The sequence below is a fragment of the Mucilaginibacter sp. BGA-UO-ETr-C110 genome (assembly GCF_059567985.1).
On sequence record NZ_JCAQPB010000002.1, the window covers coordinates 5166906 to 5180995 of the forward strand.

A 14090-nucleotide genomic window follows, 5' to 3' on the forward strand; every position below is an offset into this window, starting at 1 on the left:
TTTTAACAATTTTTTAGTCAAAAAAGGGGGTAAAAGACTTGCCTTTTGGCCATTTTAACAGAATTGTAATGCCGTTTTAACACTTTTTAACAAATTTTTGATGGGGTTTTGAAGATTTAAAAAGTATTAATTTATTGGCTATCAAATAACTACATGTCAAACGGTCGGCTTTTGGCCTTGTTTGAGCCTTAACTAAACAGCCCGGCTCTCTTTGCAAAGAACCGGGCTGTTGTATACAAATACCTTTTGTTGGCTATTATCTTCTTCTGCCGAATAAACGCAGAATCATCAGGAAAAGGTTGATGAAATCAAGATATAGGGTTAAGCCGCCCATCAATGCCATTTTTGAGGCCGATGCATCACCGTATTCTAAACCCGCGCCAATGCGTTTTAGTTTTTGCACATCATAAGCGGTTAAGCCTACAAATACAGCTACACCTACATAGCTAATGATATAATCTAAGCCACTGCTGTGCATAAACATATTCAATAAAGATGCTACGATAATACCAATCAATCCCATCATCAGGATTGGGCCAAATTTGGTCAAATCGGTATTAGTAGTATAACCGGCGATGGCCATTACACCAAATACTACTGATGTGGTAATAAATACGCCTAAAACCGAGCCTGCAGTAAAAATCAACAATATATAGCTTAAGCTAATACCCATTATTGCCGAAAACGCAATAAACAGGAACGCTAACACCCCGTAAGATAGCCGATTAAAACCAAAAGAGATGATCAATACGAATGCAAGCGGTGCGAACATCGTAATAGTACCCAAACCGGTATTACGGCCTGTGGCCGGATCGATAAGTGTATGAAGCAGGGCCTGATTCTGAGAAAATAAGAATGCGCAAACAGCAGAAAGCCCCAGGGCAACAAACATCCATAAAAACACATTGGCTATGAATTTACGGGATGCGTCTGTTTCGTTTAATTGTATTACGTTTTTATAAACGTATTCAGGATCTTTAGTTTCCATTTTATATTAAATAAATTAATATACGAATTTACGAATAAAATGTGAATATCGTGTGAAGCGGGAGGGGGGAATAGAGTCAGGATGTAAGAGTCAAGAATCAGGAAAAATCACTTGTCGTATACCCGCTCTTGGCCGCGGGAGGGCCAGTTACTTTTCCTTGATGAAAAGTAACCAAAAATCAAGTCACCAGAAATGCTTCTTTGCGCACATAGCCATCGCCTGCAAAGCGGGCAGAACCACGGGCTGCTTAATTTTGCCGCTACTTTGTTCGCTCAAACCCCCGCTTCAGGCAAAATTGCTAATGCCCATGCAACCACACAAACCACCATGTTCTGCCCGCTTTCGCCCGAAGCTTATCTGCTGACAAAAAAGAACTCAATAATTCACTAAATCACTAATTCAATAATTAAGAAGCCCCCTGTCGGTTTTGTTCTATTTTAACGATCCCTGGTTATATAATTTTGATAAAAAATTAAGGACTAAGTACTCAACAAACCTTAACAATCAACAAAATGACAACACAAGATTTTAATACCAGCTTTTCGGTAGATCAAAGCCCTGCCGAAGTATTTAATGCCGTTACCAATGTGCGCGGATGGTGGTCTGAAAGAATTGACGGCGGTACAGCAAAACTGAACGATGAATTTACCTATCAACGCTGGGAAGTGCACAAGTGTACCATGAAATTAATTGAAGTTGTACCCAACAAAAAAGTTGTTTGGGAAGTTCTGGACAATTACTTCAGTTTCACGGAAGACAAAACAGAGTGGGTTGGCACCAAGATCGAGTTTGATATTTCTGAGAAGGATGGAAAAACACAGCTCCTCTTTACTCACCGGGGCCTGGTTCCGGCGTATGAATGTTATGATGTTTGCTTTGATGCCTGGAGCGGTTATATCAAAGGCAGCCTGAAAAGCCTCATCACTACAGGTAAGGGTCAGCCTAACCCTAAAGTGGAGTAAAAATAGAATCAAGAGATAAGAGTCAAGATATAAGAAGGGAGGTGTCATGGTGAGCCCGTCGAACCATGGCGGGCAGGCCTCGGCGCGAGTCTTCGACAAGCTCAGACTGACAGGCCTTTTTTATATTCTTTCGTCGCTCGGGGGGCTCCAGGAAGTGGCCCTGCCTACCCCTTACCCTCAGCTTTTGAATGGACTACCAGTTCGGGGTTTTGGGCAGGCAGTTCTTTTACATGCCGCTCTACTTCGGTTTGCTGTACATGTACAGCATATTCTGCGGGTTCAATGTGGCTGCCGCTGGCTTCGGCATAAACCTGGGTAAACTCGGCGCCGATGTATAGTATAGCCGATGTATAATAGATCCACACCAAAATAACAATAAGCGAGCCCGCGGCACCATATACCGATCCCTGTGCCGTATATTGTATGTACAGACCGATCAGATACTGCCCCAGCATAAACAGCAAGGCGGTAAAGAAAGCTCCGCTGCGCACATCCTTCCATTTGATCTTTACATCGGGTAAAAATTTAAATATGATGCCGAATAAAACGGAGATCACAATAAGTGTTACACCCAGGTTTATACCCTGTACCAGTAGTTTCGTGAACTTTAGGGCTGGCAATAATTCCTCTATTTTACCACCAATAGCATCTATAATAAAATTAACCAACAATGAGGCCAGCAGCAAAAACCCCAGGCTAATAATGAGTGAAAATGATACAAAACGGTTTCTGAGCAGTTTGATCCAGCCGCTTTTGGGTTTGGCTTTCACCCGCCATATGATATTTAGCGAGTCCTGTATTTCCACAAATATACTGCTGGCGCCAACCATCAGTATAATAATACCTATAGCAAAACCAAAACCGCTCTTCCCCTTTAATCCCAAGCTGGCTACAGTGCTGTGTATCTGGTTAGCGGCATTAGCCCCAATATAAGTACCTATTTGCTGGTAAAGCGTATCTGTTTTGGCAATGGGTACAAGGCCCACCACTGCGATCAGCAAAAACAAAAGCGGGGCTATCGAAAAAATGGTATAATATGCCAATGACGCGCTTAGTTTTAAGCCATTATCGCTTATAAAGCCGCTAAAAGTAGCTACCAGTATTTTCCACAATCGTTTTAAACGTTCTTTACCGAAAAAATTCATTTGCGCCTATTTTAATTGATGCATCGAACCAAAGCTTAGCAATTTTGATGCCTTTCTTTATGGAGCAAAGATTTATGGAGCAAGGAGTAAGGACTGGAAAAAAATCTTTATTCCCAAAATCCTTGTTCCTTATTCCCCAAATCCTAAAGTCCCGAAAAAGGAATATCGAGCAGTTCGTAATTCGCCCAGCCATTAAAATCATAATGCCACCACTCGGTATTCAGTACTTTAAAGCCATGGGCCTGCATTATTGTTTTCAATAATTCGCGATTATCCAGCTGTTGTTTACTGAGGGTTGGGTAGTTGGCCGCGGCCTTTCTGCTAAAACTATCAAACCCGGTGGGCATATCCAGTTCTTTTCCTGTTTTAAGGTCAATCAAACTCAGATCTATTGCACAACCCCGGTTATGTTTGGAGCCTTTGCGTGGGTCGGCCACAAAATTAGTATCACTGGCCATTTCATAAAATTTAACGGTAACTGAGTAAGGGCGATAGGCATCATAAATTTTAAGCCCCAGGCCACGGGTTTGCAGATCGGTCTCTACCTGCTGCAATGCTTTTACAACGGGCAAGCGGGCATAGGCCTTAGCCTGTTGATACATGCGCCTGTGCATAAAATTATTGGTGGTTGCGTACCTGATATCCAACGCGATCTGCGGTATGTAGCGCTTTATCTCGACCAGCTGTTTATCCGGATTAGCTTTGATTTGTTTTTTATACCGGACCGGACCGCTTATTTTGGTGCTATCAATGTACTTGTAATGCTGCGCGCTGGCGTTTATACCGGCTAAAACAAAAAACAGTACGATGATATAACGATGCATAGGATAGGATTTACCGGTGCGACACGATGAGGAGGTCCAGATCTTTACAGGGAATGGAAAAACGCTCGCCGATATGTTTATTGGTTAAATGCCCATGATAAATGTATACCGCATTACGCACACCCGACTTTTGCCATATCACGTTTTTAATACCGCCCTGATCACCGATATCCAGCAGTATGGGGGCAAATATATTGGTAAGTGCATAAGTAGCTGTGCGGGCCACACGCGAAGCTATATTGGGTACACAGTAGTGAATAACATCATGCTTGCGGAACACCGGATGGGTATGATTGGTTACCTCGGATGTTTCAAAACAACCGCCCTGATCGATACTGACATCGATGATCACTGAGTCGCGTTTCATGCGGCTTACTGTAGCTTCAGAAATAATACATGGACTGCGCCCATCCTCGGCCCTCATGGCGCCAATGGCCACATCACAGGTGGTAATGGCCTTTTCGAGCACAATAGGCTGTACTACCGAGGTAAAAACCCGGCTGCCAATGTTATTTTGCAGGCGACGAAGTTTGTATATGGATGGATCAAATACTTTTACTTCGGCACCCAGAGATATCGCAGTACGGGCCGCGTATTCACCAACGGTACCGGCACCCAGGATCACAATTTCGGTAGGAGGTACGCCGGTAATGCCGCCCAGCATCAGGCCCTTGCCTTCAAATACATTGCTTAAGTATTCGGCTGCTATTAATATCGATGTGGCGCCTACTATTTCGCTCATGGCACGTACTACGCTCAGGGTATTTCCCTCGTCACGCAGGTGTTCAAAGCTCAGCGCTGTTATCTTTTTAGCCATCAGCGCGTGCAGGCATTCGGCCTTGAGTGTAGCTAATTGCAAAGCCGATATTAGTATTTGCCCGGGTTTCATCAATTCGATCTCCTGCATGGTAGGAGGAGCTATTTTAATGATGATATCAGCCCCTTCGTATACTGATTTATGATCGTAAACGATACGTGCACCCTGCTCGCTGTAATCCTTATCAGAAAAATTGGCGGCCTGACCTGCGTTGCTTTCTAAAATGACGTCGTGCCCGTTATTAACCAATAAAGCCACTGACAGCGGGGTTAAGGGAATACGGTTCTCCTGGAAAGACACCTCTTTTGGAATGCCGATGTATAATTTATTTTTCTTGTTCTTAACCTCCAGCATCGACTCCTGAGGCTGCATCATTGCCTGTTTGGCAATGTCAGAAAACCCACTGTATATCCCTGAACTCATGATGTTTTAATTGTGGCTGATGAAGATAAAAATAATTACTGATTTATTGAATTACTGATTTAGTGATTTTTCATATCACTGAAGTCTTCTAAAAAACAAAAAAGGCCGTCATTGCGAGGAGGAACGACGTGGCAATCCCAAACTTTACAGAGTCGCTCTGTAAAGTTTGGGATTACCACGCTATCGCTCGTAATGACGATCGTTTCGACTATCTGCAAATACATTTCCACCTTTTACTAAAAATTTTCAATATTAATCTGTCGCGAACCGTCATTTAAAGCTTTGATGCTGATGTTGGTATAATGCGGCGGCAGCAGGTCGGGTATCTTTTCGGGCCACTCAATAAAACAGTAAGCGCCCGCGTAAAAGTATTCTTCATAACCCATATCCAGTGCCTCTGTTTGGTCTTTAAGCCGGTAAAAATCAAAGTGATAGATTTTATCCTTCGGGCCTTGATACTCGTTCACAATGGCAAACGTAGGACTGGTAACCGAGTCAGTAGTGCCTAAAAAGCTACATAGGCTTTTGATCAAGGTCGTTTTGCCGGCCCCCATGTCGCCATAAAAAAGAAATATCCTGTTATTGGCCGCTTGGGTTATGATGGCTTCGGCGGCGGCAGGCAGATCTGCCAGTGATTGAACAGTTATTAACACGTTGTATAATCAATTATTAATTTCCCATGTCATTGCAAGCGATAGCGTGGCAATTGCATGCTTTACAGAGCGGATCTGTATAGTTCGCGATTGCTTCGTCGTTCCTCCTCGCAATGACATATTAGCTATCCCTCAAAAATAATTAAATATTATCATCCAGCGCCTTTAAAAACTTTTCGGGCACTTCAATATGTGGTATATGGCCGCAGTTATCAAACTCTATGAGCTTACAGCCGGGTATTTTTTTAGCCGTTTCGGGACCTAATATTTTGTATTGCCCGTGTTTTGCTTTTTCGACATCGCTAAGTAAACCCTTGCCTACAATGGTTTTGTCTTCTTTACCTATGAACAATACAGTAGGCACTTTGATCAAACCAAACTCATAGCAAACCGGTTGCTCGTATATCATTTCGAAGGTAAGCGCGGCCACCTTCGCATATCGCGGAAAGTCGGCGCTTTTACTTACGCCAGAACCTATTTTCACCAGGTAATCATACTCCGGTTTCCAGCTGGTAAAGTACGATGTCTGGTAATATTTTTTCACCGATTCAAATGTTGTTTTCAGCTCTGTTTTGTAATCATCTTCGGCACTTTGGTAGGGCACAAAAGTACGGTAATCCTCCAGGCCGATGGGATCTTCCAGCAACAGTTTTTCCACACGGTCGGGATACATCAGCGTAAAGCGGTTAGCCAGCATACCACCCATAGAATGGCCCAGAATGGTTATTTTCTGCACACCCAAAGTATCAAGCAGATTTTTATTAAAACGCGCCAGCTGATGGAAACTATAATGAATAATAGCTTTTGACGATTTGCCGAAGCCGATCTGATCGGGCACAATAACGCGGTAACCTTTGGCGCTGAGGGTTTGGATCACGTTTGTCCAGTAATAACCGCCAAAGTTTTTACCGTGAAATAATATCACTGTTTTGCCATTGGCATTGGTTGGTTTTACATCCATATAGGCCATGCGGAGATCCTGCCCCTCTACCTTGATGGGCATAAAGCTTACCGGGTATGGATATTTCACATTTTCGAGCGTGATGGAGAGCGTATCTGACTGTGCATGTACAGCAGCCGATATAGCGAGTATGGCGAATAGTAGTATAGTTTTTAAACGCATGAGATTAATACGATTGGGGTTTGTAATTGTTTAAGGGATTGGGTCAGGAAAAAGTAATTATGATTATCATGGGAAGGCGGGAGAATAAACTTATCGCAGAGCGCTCAATTGCCGCTGAGGCTGTTACTTTGTCTTGATACAAAGTAACCAAAGATCAAGTCCGCAGAAATGCTTCTTTGCACACAAGGCCTTTGCCCTGCAAACCGGGCAGAACCACGGGCTGCTAAACCTTACCTCCAATCGTTCGCTCATTATCCCCGCTTCAGGTAAGGTTCGCTATGCCCCTGCAACCGCACAGCCCACCATTGTTCTACCCGATTTCGCCCGAAGCTGTTCTGCTGACGGAGGAAAAAGAATAAAACAAATTTGCTTTTTATCCCCTCTTTCCGGCGAAGCCGGAGAGGGGGTGCCGCGCGAAGCGTCGACGGAGTGAGTCGATTCTCCACAAAAAAAGCTCCACCCGTAATGGGCAGAGCTTTCCTGTTTTTCATAGATAAAAATAGCTTATGATGATTTTTTACCGGTGTTGAAACCAAACGGTACAACCACCTTAAAGCTGATATTGCGGCCCATATTAAAGATACCGTGATTAATACCATCGGGGGCAGTAGGATTACCGAAATATTTAAGCCGGCTCATGTTTGACTGGTAATTTATATTAGCCAGGTTGGTTCCTTCAATAAACAGTTTCAAAACCGGCTGACCCAATTTATTAACGATGTTACCACCAAAACCTGCACTTAACAAGTTGTAACCCGCGGTAGCAGTCTCTGTACCGTAAGCGGAAAAGAAGCGGTTTTGGGCGCTGTAATGATCAAAGCCAACAAAAACGTACAGGTTTTTAAAGTCGCCAAAGCCACCATTAAACGCTCCGCGCAATTCTGAGTGGGTATGTAATGGCGGAATAAATGGCAAGTATTTTAAGCTATCTGGTACTGAACCACCATTGCCTTTGTTTTCGCCATAAGTTAAGCTCAATGAGTTTTCAAAGTGTAACCATGGCAATGGGTGCAAATCGACATTTACCTCACCGCCATAGATCCTGGCTTTACTTTGTACATAGGTAAAAGTATTATAACCTTGGGTGATCACCGGGCTGCCATCGGGGTTTAACTCCTGCTGTTGAAATATGTAGTTAGAGATCTCATTATTAAACAACTCCACGCTGGCCGAGATATTTGGCAGTGTTAAAAACGCGCCGATATCCTGTTGAAAACTGAACTCCGGTTTAAAGTTTTTGTCGCCTACGTGATAGATCTGTGAACCTGGGTCTGGACCATTAGCCGATAATTCGGCAATACTTGGCGCCCTGAAACCACGGGCAAGGTTAGCCTTGAATAAAAACTGATCGGATACATTGTAGGTTGCACCAAAACTGCCAGAAAAACCGGTAAAGGTTTTGCTAAGCGCATCAAACTGTGAGGTAACATTAGGCGCGGTAGTAGGGTTTGGACCTTTGTATAATTGCGGGAAGCCATGCGGCCCGCCGATAGTATCTACGTAAGCGGCATCACCCTTGAAAGAGCGTGAATCAAAACGGGCACCGGCCGAAAGATCAAGTTTGCCAAAGCTTTTCTTGATCACAAAGAACGGACCGATATCAAACTGGTGATAGGCTGGGATAGGGAAATCAGTGGCGCCATCTATCGTATTTTTACCATACTGACCGTTTACACCAAAGGTGGTTTCATAATCGTCACCGATGTTAAAGTTGTATTTAACATCATAGGTGTAAGTGTGCAAATGCAGGTTTAAGCCAGGGATATCTCCATACTCGGGGTGGGTATACTCCCGTCTGTGACTGAGTTGATAGCCCAGGTTAACCAGCAGGTTACCTCCGCCTAAAATAAAGTTACTGTTGTTATAGATGCGGTAAAGCTGAACGCGTTGATGTAGGGTCGGGATGCGGTAGGAGTTTAGTTCAGATTCCGGAACGATAGCAGTGGCGCCGTCTTCGGTTATTTGCTTGGTAAATTTACGGGTAATTGAGTCGCGGCTGCCATCTGGGATATCCTGTTTATCATCAAAAACAGAAGCATGTAAATAAGAGTAGCCCCATGATTTGTTCAGGCCCACCATTACACGGGCATCTTTTTCTTGATAACCTGTAGCATATACCCGGCCGTCTTGCTGGTTCTGATAATTCTTAGCTTCTTTAGCTGATATTACAGTTCCCCAAATCAGGCCGTTCTGGTTGCCCTGTAATCGGAACGATCCGTTGAGCAAACCCTGGTTGGTACCATAAATACCTTGTACAGAGCCTAATATTTTACCTTCAGGAACAGGGGCAGGCGTAATGAGGTTAACCACACCACCGATAGCATCAGACCCATAAGTTAAACTGGCTGGCCCTTTGATGATCTCTACCCGGTCAATCGAGTTTTGATCAACTTCAATGCCATGCTCGTCACCCCATTGCTGGCCTTCCTGGCGTATACCGTCCTGTAAGGTAACAACCCGGTTATAGCCCAGTCCATGTATAAATGGTTTGGATACATTTGGACCGGTAGTAACCGCGCTTACACCTGGCAGGGTAGCAATCTGGTCAATAATATTCCCTGAAGCCGCGCGCTGTTCCAGGTAGGCTTTGCCTACGGCTATCATAGGTACGGGACTGCGTTTTATTTCGGTAGCTTTACTTACACCGGTTACCACTACTTCACCTGCCTCTAATGACGAAGCTTGCAGCTTTACATCAAACACAGATGTTTTTGAAAGATCAACCTTTTGGTTGAAAGTGGCATATCCAAGATAACTTACCTGTACCAGGTAAACACCTCTGGGCACATGATTTAATACGTATTTACCATTTACATCGGTAATTGCCCCAGTATGCAGATCGGGGATACTTACGGTAGCGCCAATAACAGGTTTACCGTCGGCTTTGTCGGTAACCGTACCGGTTAAAGTGCCCACGGCCTCTTCAACAGCCGCGTTTTTTATTGTAACTGTATGAGCATTGGCAAAAGCAGAAAAACCTATAAAAAGCAATAATAAGCTACTAATTAGCTTTGATTTCATAATAAAAGAATTTGGGGATCAATAAATACCACACCAATGGTGGCGCTATTTTGCAGGAAAAAAAATGATATTATGAAAGTACGGGAGGGGCACGACCGGCAGCCAGCACGAGCGCTATGCTTACGAAGCTATAGTCGCTGGCTTTAAAAAAATGCAGGGTGGCTACTTGTGGCACTAAATAAAATGCCTGATCAATAACAGCTGCCTGGTGATGCATGGCATCGCACAAGTAACATTTTTCTTTAACGGATTGTTGCTGATGATGATGGTGGTCATTCGCTGCGTAAACAGTTCCGGTTGTTTTGGCAAGCAGGTGCTGGTGAGTATACACAACATACTGCCCGGCTATAAAGCAAATAAGCAATAGCCAGGAGTATAGGATATGTAATTTGTTTTTCTTCACCTTAAATGCCTTTTTACAAAGATCATGCAAAAGTAGTTAATAAAATGTTAAAAATAATGCAACATTGTAACATTAATGATAATCGCATATCGGTTGATGGTTCATAGATCATAGTTCATGGTAAAAAGAACAAATAGCTATAAGTCAGGAAATACAATCAAAACTAATTCTTTCCATGAACCATCAACTATGAACCATAAGCGTTCAGACAACTATTCTTATCTTTGCCGCCATGACACCTGCCGAAATTAATGTGAAATGGGATGCGCTGCAGCAACGTATCGCCCAGGATTTTGATAACGAAAAACCCGACCTGAAAGTAATGCTGTTTCTAATTGGCGTGCAGGAACTTGGCCAGGGACCACGCAAATTCAGCAAACGCCAGAAGGAAGAGCTGATGCATATTGCCAATTGCCGCCTTTTTAGTATGCTGGGTTTTTATGAGCTGGAGGGTCTTGATCAGGACGGCTGGCCGCATTGGAAAAGAACAAAGGTTATCCCCAATTATACCCTGCTGGAGCAGGAGATGATCCTCAAATCACTGATGATCAGTTATTTTGAAGAACTGGAGGGAAATTAACCGGCTCGTCATCCCGAATTTATTTCGGGATCCCACATGCACAAATAGAATAACGGGCAATTTGTTATCTTGCATATGAGATGCTGAAACAAGTTCAACATGACGTGTTCCCTCATGTCATTGCGAGGAGGAACAACGAAGCAATCTCTTCGCGTGTCTCTACTTGAGATGAGATTATTAATGTTGTTAATTGTTTTTCCGGTATTAATGAGCTCCCTGCGGTCGGTTGTCCACGCTGCGCTCGCAATGACATATCTTATAAATGATTAAACATATGAAAAAACTCTTTACTATAACTCTACTCCTGCTGAGTATTGCCGCCTTTGCCGGGCCGCCTAAAAACCAATATGTGCGCATCAAAACCAGTTATGGCGACTGTATAATCCGCCTGTACAATGAAACGCCCCTGCACCGCGATAATTTCATCAAATTGGCTAAAAAAGGTTTTTACAATGGCACTTTATTTCATAGGGTGATACAGAACTTTATGATCCAGGGTGGCGACCCCGACTCTAAAAAGGCGATACCCGAATTAGAGCTGGGCGATGGTGATGTGGGCTATACGGTACCTGCCGAGTTCAGGGACAGTCTGTTCCACAAGCGGGGTGTGCTGGCCGCGGCGCGCGACGAGAATCCGAAAAAAGCATCAAGCGGATGCCAGTTCTATATCACCGAAGGCAAACGTTTTACCGATGGCAAGCTGGATACACTGGAGAAAACCCGTTTGAAAGGCCGCAAGATACCGGCATGGCAAAGGGAATGGTATAAATCTGTTGGCGGGGTGCCTCATCTCGACCAAAATTATACCGTTTATGGCGAAGTGATTTCGGGGCTTGATATGGTGGACCGTATTGCTGCCGTAAAAAAAGATGCATGTGATCGCCCACTAACGGATGTTCCTATGACGGTAGAGGTTCTCAGTAAGAAAGAGTGCCGGCAATTGGATAAAATACTACGCTGATATCGGATTTCGAATGTTCGATTTGGGATTTTTAATTTACTGACGGATTGATAAATCTAAATTAAAGTACTTTAATCGGTTGAAATCCGAAATCGAACATCCGAAATCAAAAATTTGTACTTTAGCCATTCAAAAAATCCCAAATCGAACATTCGAAATCCGACATAAGAATAAATCCAAAATGAAAATAATTACCTATAACGTTAATGGTATCCGCTCGGCCATCAGCAAAAACTGGCTGGCCTGGTTACAGGCTACTGATGCCGATGTGGTTTGCCTCCAGGAAATTAAAGCGACCCCCGATGTATTAACCGACCTTGGACTGGTAGATCAGCTGGGGTACAAACACTACTGGTTCCCGGCCGAAAAAAAGGGATACAGTGGCACCGCTATCTTTAGTAAACAAACACCTAAACATATTGAATATGGCTGCGGCATCCCTGATTTTGACCGCGAGGGCCGCTGTATACGCATTGATTTTGATGAGGTATCTGTCATGAGCGTTTACTTTCCGTCGGGTTCCAGCGGCGATGAGCGCCAAGTGTTTAAATACCGCTTTTTAGATGAGTTTGGCAGATACCTTACGCTGCTTAAAAGCCAATACCCCAAACTGGTGGTATGTGGTGATTATAATATTTGCCATCGCCCTATTGACATCCACAACCCTAAATCAAACGCCAACTCCTCCGGCTTTTTGCCCGAAGAACGCGAATGGATGGAGAAATTTATTGAAGGAGGTTTTATTGACACCTTCCGTCACCTGAACAAAGAACCGCATAACTATACCTGGTGGAGTTTCAGAGCGGGTTCAAGAGGCAAAAACTTAGGCTGGCGTATTGATTATGCCATGGCCAGTACTGAGCTGGAAGCCTACATTAAACGTGCAGCCATTTTGCCCGAAGCCAAACACTCCGACCATTGCCCTGTGCTGCTGGAACTGGAGTTTTAGCCCCCGGCTCCCTGAAGCGTGAGTGATTAACCACCGCGTCATTGCGAGGAGGAACGACGTGGCAATCCCTAACCATGCCGAGCGGCTCTACTGATCGGGGATTGCCACGCTGCGCTCGCAATGACGCGTGGAGATGGAAAAGTATAAAAAGAAAGAGGCGCCGATGGCGCCTCTTTCTTTTTATACTGAAAATGTAATACGTATTTTCCACTTCCGCTCGTTCGCAACGAGCGCTTAACATGCATTAGCATTTAAAACACTAAGAGCGATGTAATCGCCACGCCACAATAAGCACTCGTTGCAAACGAGCGCAAGAAGGGGTTGGAATTTTAGGAACAGCGTTTAAGAATTGCCCAATGAATTAGTTCAAATTCAGGGGGCAATTCTTAAATAAGTATAACTTTTCTTTTCTGTAACGGACATCTGGGGCAAAAAAGATACTTCAAGAAAAGATAGACTCTTAAAGTTATTAGTCGAATATTTATTCAGGTTTAATTTAAATGTTGATGGAGGATTTCCTTTATATAGGATGCTATCATTAAAACTAATACTCACAATTTGAGGTAGAAAAATATATCCCTTTCTATCTACAGATATAATAGCAACATCTTTAGAGTTAAAAAAATCTCCATTTGATTTTACTTCAACATTTGCCGTTAAGTATGAAATAACGAAAAAGTATACAAAATACCCTAAAACTATTAGCACTATTGGTATCGGCCTTAATGAATCTAATAAAAATCTGACCCCTTTACCAAATAATAAACATAAAGCAACTACCAATATTATAAATATCGCTATGGTAGGAACAACAATAAAGTGCTTACTGGCTGTTAAGGCTGATGCAAATGAAAGAGCACTTATAAATAGAACAGGTAACCAAAATTTCAATAAAAACTGATGATTGGCCTGAAGTATCTTATTAAATCTAACATTTTGGCTAACATCATAGTTTGAATATTTTAAACCGTATCCATACAATAGCACAAATGCGCTTATTGTAAAAAGAAATATTATATAATGCAGAATTGATAGCGGAAACAAATAATTATTAATCGGATCTTTTGTCCCAACTTCAACTATAGTATTAAGTATATACACCCATGCAACAAGTAAAGTTGTAAATAATCCGAATATGAAGCTTATATCTAATTGCTTTTTCCCAGCCATACTAATCAATTTTCTTCAACACCCTATTTAACCTCAAAAAGCCCCGTTCGGAGCTTTTTGGATTCTAATTT

At 43.1% G+C, this 14090-nt stretch carries 15 protein-coding genes; 6 read left to right on the plus strand and 9 right to left on the minus strand.

Annotated features, from left to right (window positions below; all coding sequences use genetic code 11):
• Window positions 1-256 precede the first annotated feature (256 nt).
• Window positions 257-988: a Bax inhibitor-1/YccA family protein gene (locus AC57BQ_RS22165; RefSeq protein WP_496408333.1), complete on the minus strand. Its 732-nt coding sequence runs from the start codon at window positions 986-988 to the stop codon at window positions 257-259.
• A 192-nt stretch (window positions 989-1180) separates the two neighbouring features.
• Here AC57BQ_RS22165 and AC57BQ_RS22170 point away from each other — a divergent pair, with 192 nt between their 5' ends.
• Both AC57BQ_RS22170 and AC57BQ_RS22175 read left to right on the plus strand, forming a co-directional pair.
• Window positions 1181-1378, plus strand: a complete 198-nt coding sequence (locus AC57BQ_RS22170) for a hypothetical protein (protein ID WP_496408334.1) — start codon at window positions 1181-1183, stop codon at window positions 1376-1378.
• Between the two features lie 122 nt (window positions 1379-1500).
• Window positions 1501-1950, plus strand: a complete 450-nt coding sequence (locus AC57BQ_RS22175) for an SRPBCC family protein (protein ID WP_496408335.1) — start codon at window positions 1501-1503, stop codon at window positions 1948-1950.
• A gap of 164 nt (window positions 1951-2114) precedes the next feature.
• Here the strand turns inward: AC57BQ_RS22175 and AC57BQ_RS22180 are convergent, their stop codons facing one another.
• The 5 genes from AC57BQ_RS22180 to AC57BQ_RS22200 all read right to left on the minus strand — a co-directional run bounded on the left by AC57BQ_RS22180 (window position 2115) and on the right by AC57BQ_RS22200 (window position 6935).
• Complete coding sequence (locus tag AC57BQ_RS22180) at window positions 2115-3095, minus strand: YihY/virulence factor BrkB family protein (protein WP_496408336.1); 981 nt, start codon at window positions 3093-3095, stop codon at window positions 2115-2117.
• 143 nt (window positions 3096-3238) lie between these two features.
• Window positions 3239-3919, minus strand: coding sequence for a M15 family metallopeptidase (locus AC57BQ_RS22185; protein WP_496408337.1), 681 nt, complete (start codon window positions 3917-3919; stop codon window positions 3239-3241).
• A 10-nt stretch (window positions 3920-3929) separates the two neighbouring features.
• Window positions 3930-5159 (minus strand): alanine dehydrogenase, encoded by a 1230-nt coding sequence (locus AC57BQ_RS22190; RefSeq protein ID WP_496408338.1) that lies wholly within the window; start codon window positions 5157-5159, stop codon window positions 3930-3932.
• A gap of 236 nt (window positions 5160-5395) precedes the next feature.
• Entirely contained in the window at window positions 5396-5812 is a 417-nt protein-coding gene (tsaE, locus tag AC57BQ_RS22195; RefSeq protein WP_496408339.1) for a tRNA (adenosine(37)-N6)-threonylcarbamoyltransferase complex ATPase subunit type 1 TsaE, read from the minus strand.
• Between the two features lie 142 nt (window positions 5813-5954).
• Window positions 5955-6935 carry an alpha/beta fold hydrolase gene (locus AC57BQ_RS22200; protein ID WP_496408340.1) on the minus strand — a complete coding sequence of 327 codons (981 nt, stop codon included), beginning with the start codon at window positions 6933-6935 and terminating at the stop codon, window positions 5955-5957.
• A 133-nt stretch (window positions 6936-7068) separates the two neighbouring features.
• On the opposite strand from AC57BQ_RS22200, the gene AC57BQ_RS22205 reads away from it, so the two are divergent.
• Window positions 7069-7368, plus strand: coding sequence for a hypothetical protein (locus tag AC57BQ_RS22205; RefSeq protein WP_496408341.1), 300 nt, complete (start codon window positions 7069-7071; stop codon window positions 7366-7368).
• Window positions 7369-7439: 71 nt separating this feature from the next.
• Here the strand turns inward: AC57BQ_RS22205 and AC57BQ_RS22210 are convergent, their stop codons facing one another.
• Both AC57BQ_RS22210 and AC57BQ_RS22215 read right to left on the minus strand, forming a co-directional pair.
• Window positions 7440-9956 carry a TonB-dependent receptor gene (locus tag AC57BQ_RS22210; RefSeq protein ID WP_496408342.1) on the minus strand — a complete coding sequence of 839 codons (2517 nt, stop codon included), beginning with the start codon at window positions 9954-9956 and terminating at the stop codon, window positions 7440-7442.
• Between the two features lie 70 nt (window positions 9957-10026).
• The gene (locus tag AC57BQ_RS22215) at window positions 10027-10359 is read right to left on the minus strand and encodes a hypothetical protein (protein ID WP_496408343.1); all 333 of its coding nucleotides are present in this window, start codon (window positions 10357-10359) and stop codon (window positions 10027-10029) included.
• A 232-nt stretch (window positions 10360-10591) separates the two neighbouring features.
• On the opposite strand from AC57BQ_RS22215, the gene AC57BQ_RS22220 reads away from it, so the two are divergent.
• From AC57BQ_RS22220 to AC57BQ_RS22230, 3 genes are all read left to right on the plus strand, one after another.
• A complete protein-coding gene (locus AC57BQ_RS22220; protein ID WP_090472964.1) occupies window positions 10592-10939 on the plus strand; it encodes a hypothetical protein in 348 nt (115 codons plus the stop codon).
• A 274-nt stretch (window positions 10940-11213) separates the two neighbouring features.
• Window positions 11214-11900, plus strand: coding sequence for a peptidylprolyl isomerase (locus tag AC57BQ_RS22225; protein ID WP_496408344.1), 687 nt, complete (start codon window positions 11214-11216; stop codon window positions 11898-11900).
• Between the two features lie 181 nt (window positions 11901-12081).
• Window positions 12082-12849 (plus strand): exodeoxyribonuclease III, encoded by a 768-nt coding sequence (locus tag AC57BQ_RS22230; protein ID WP_496408345.1) that lies wholly within the window; start codon window positions 12082-12084, stop codon window positions 12847-12849.
• Between the two features lie 372 nt (window positions 12850-13221).
• On the opposite strand, the gene AC57BQ_RS22235 is transcribed toward AC57BQ_RS22230, so the two are convergent.
• On the minus strand, window positions 13222-14019 hold the full coding sequence (locus AC57BQ_RS22235) for a hypothetical protein (RefSeq protein WP_496408346.1): 798 nt from the start codon (window positions 14017-14019) through the stop codon (window positions 13222-13224).
• Window positions 14020-14090 lie beyond the last annotated feature (71 nt).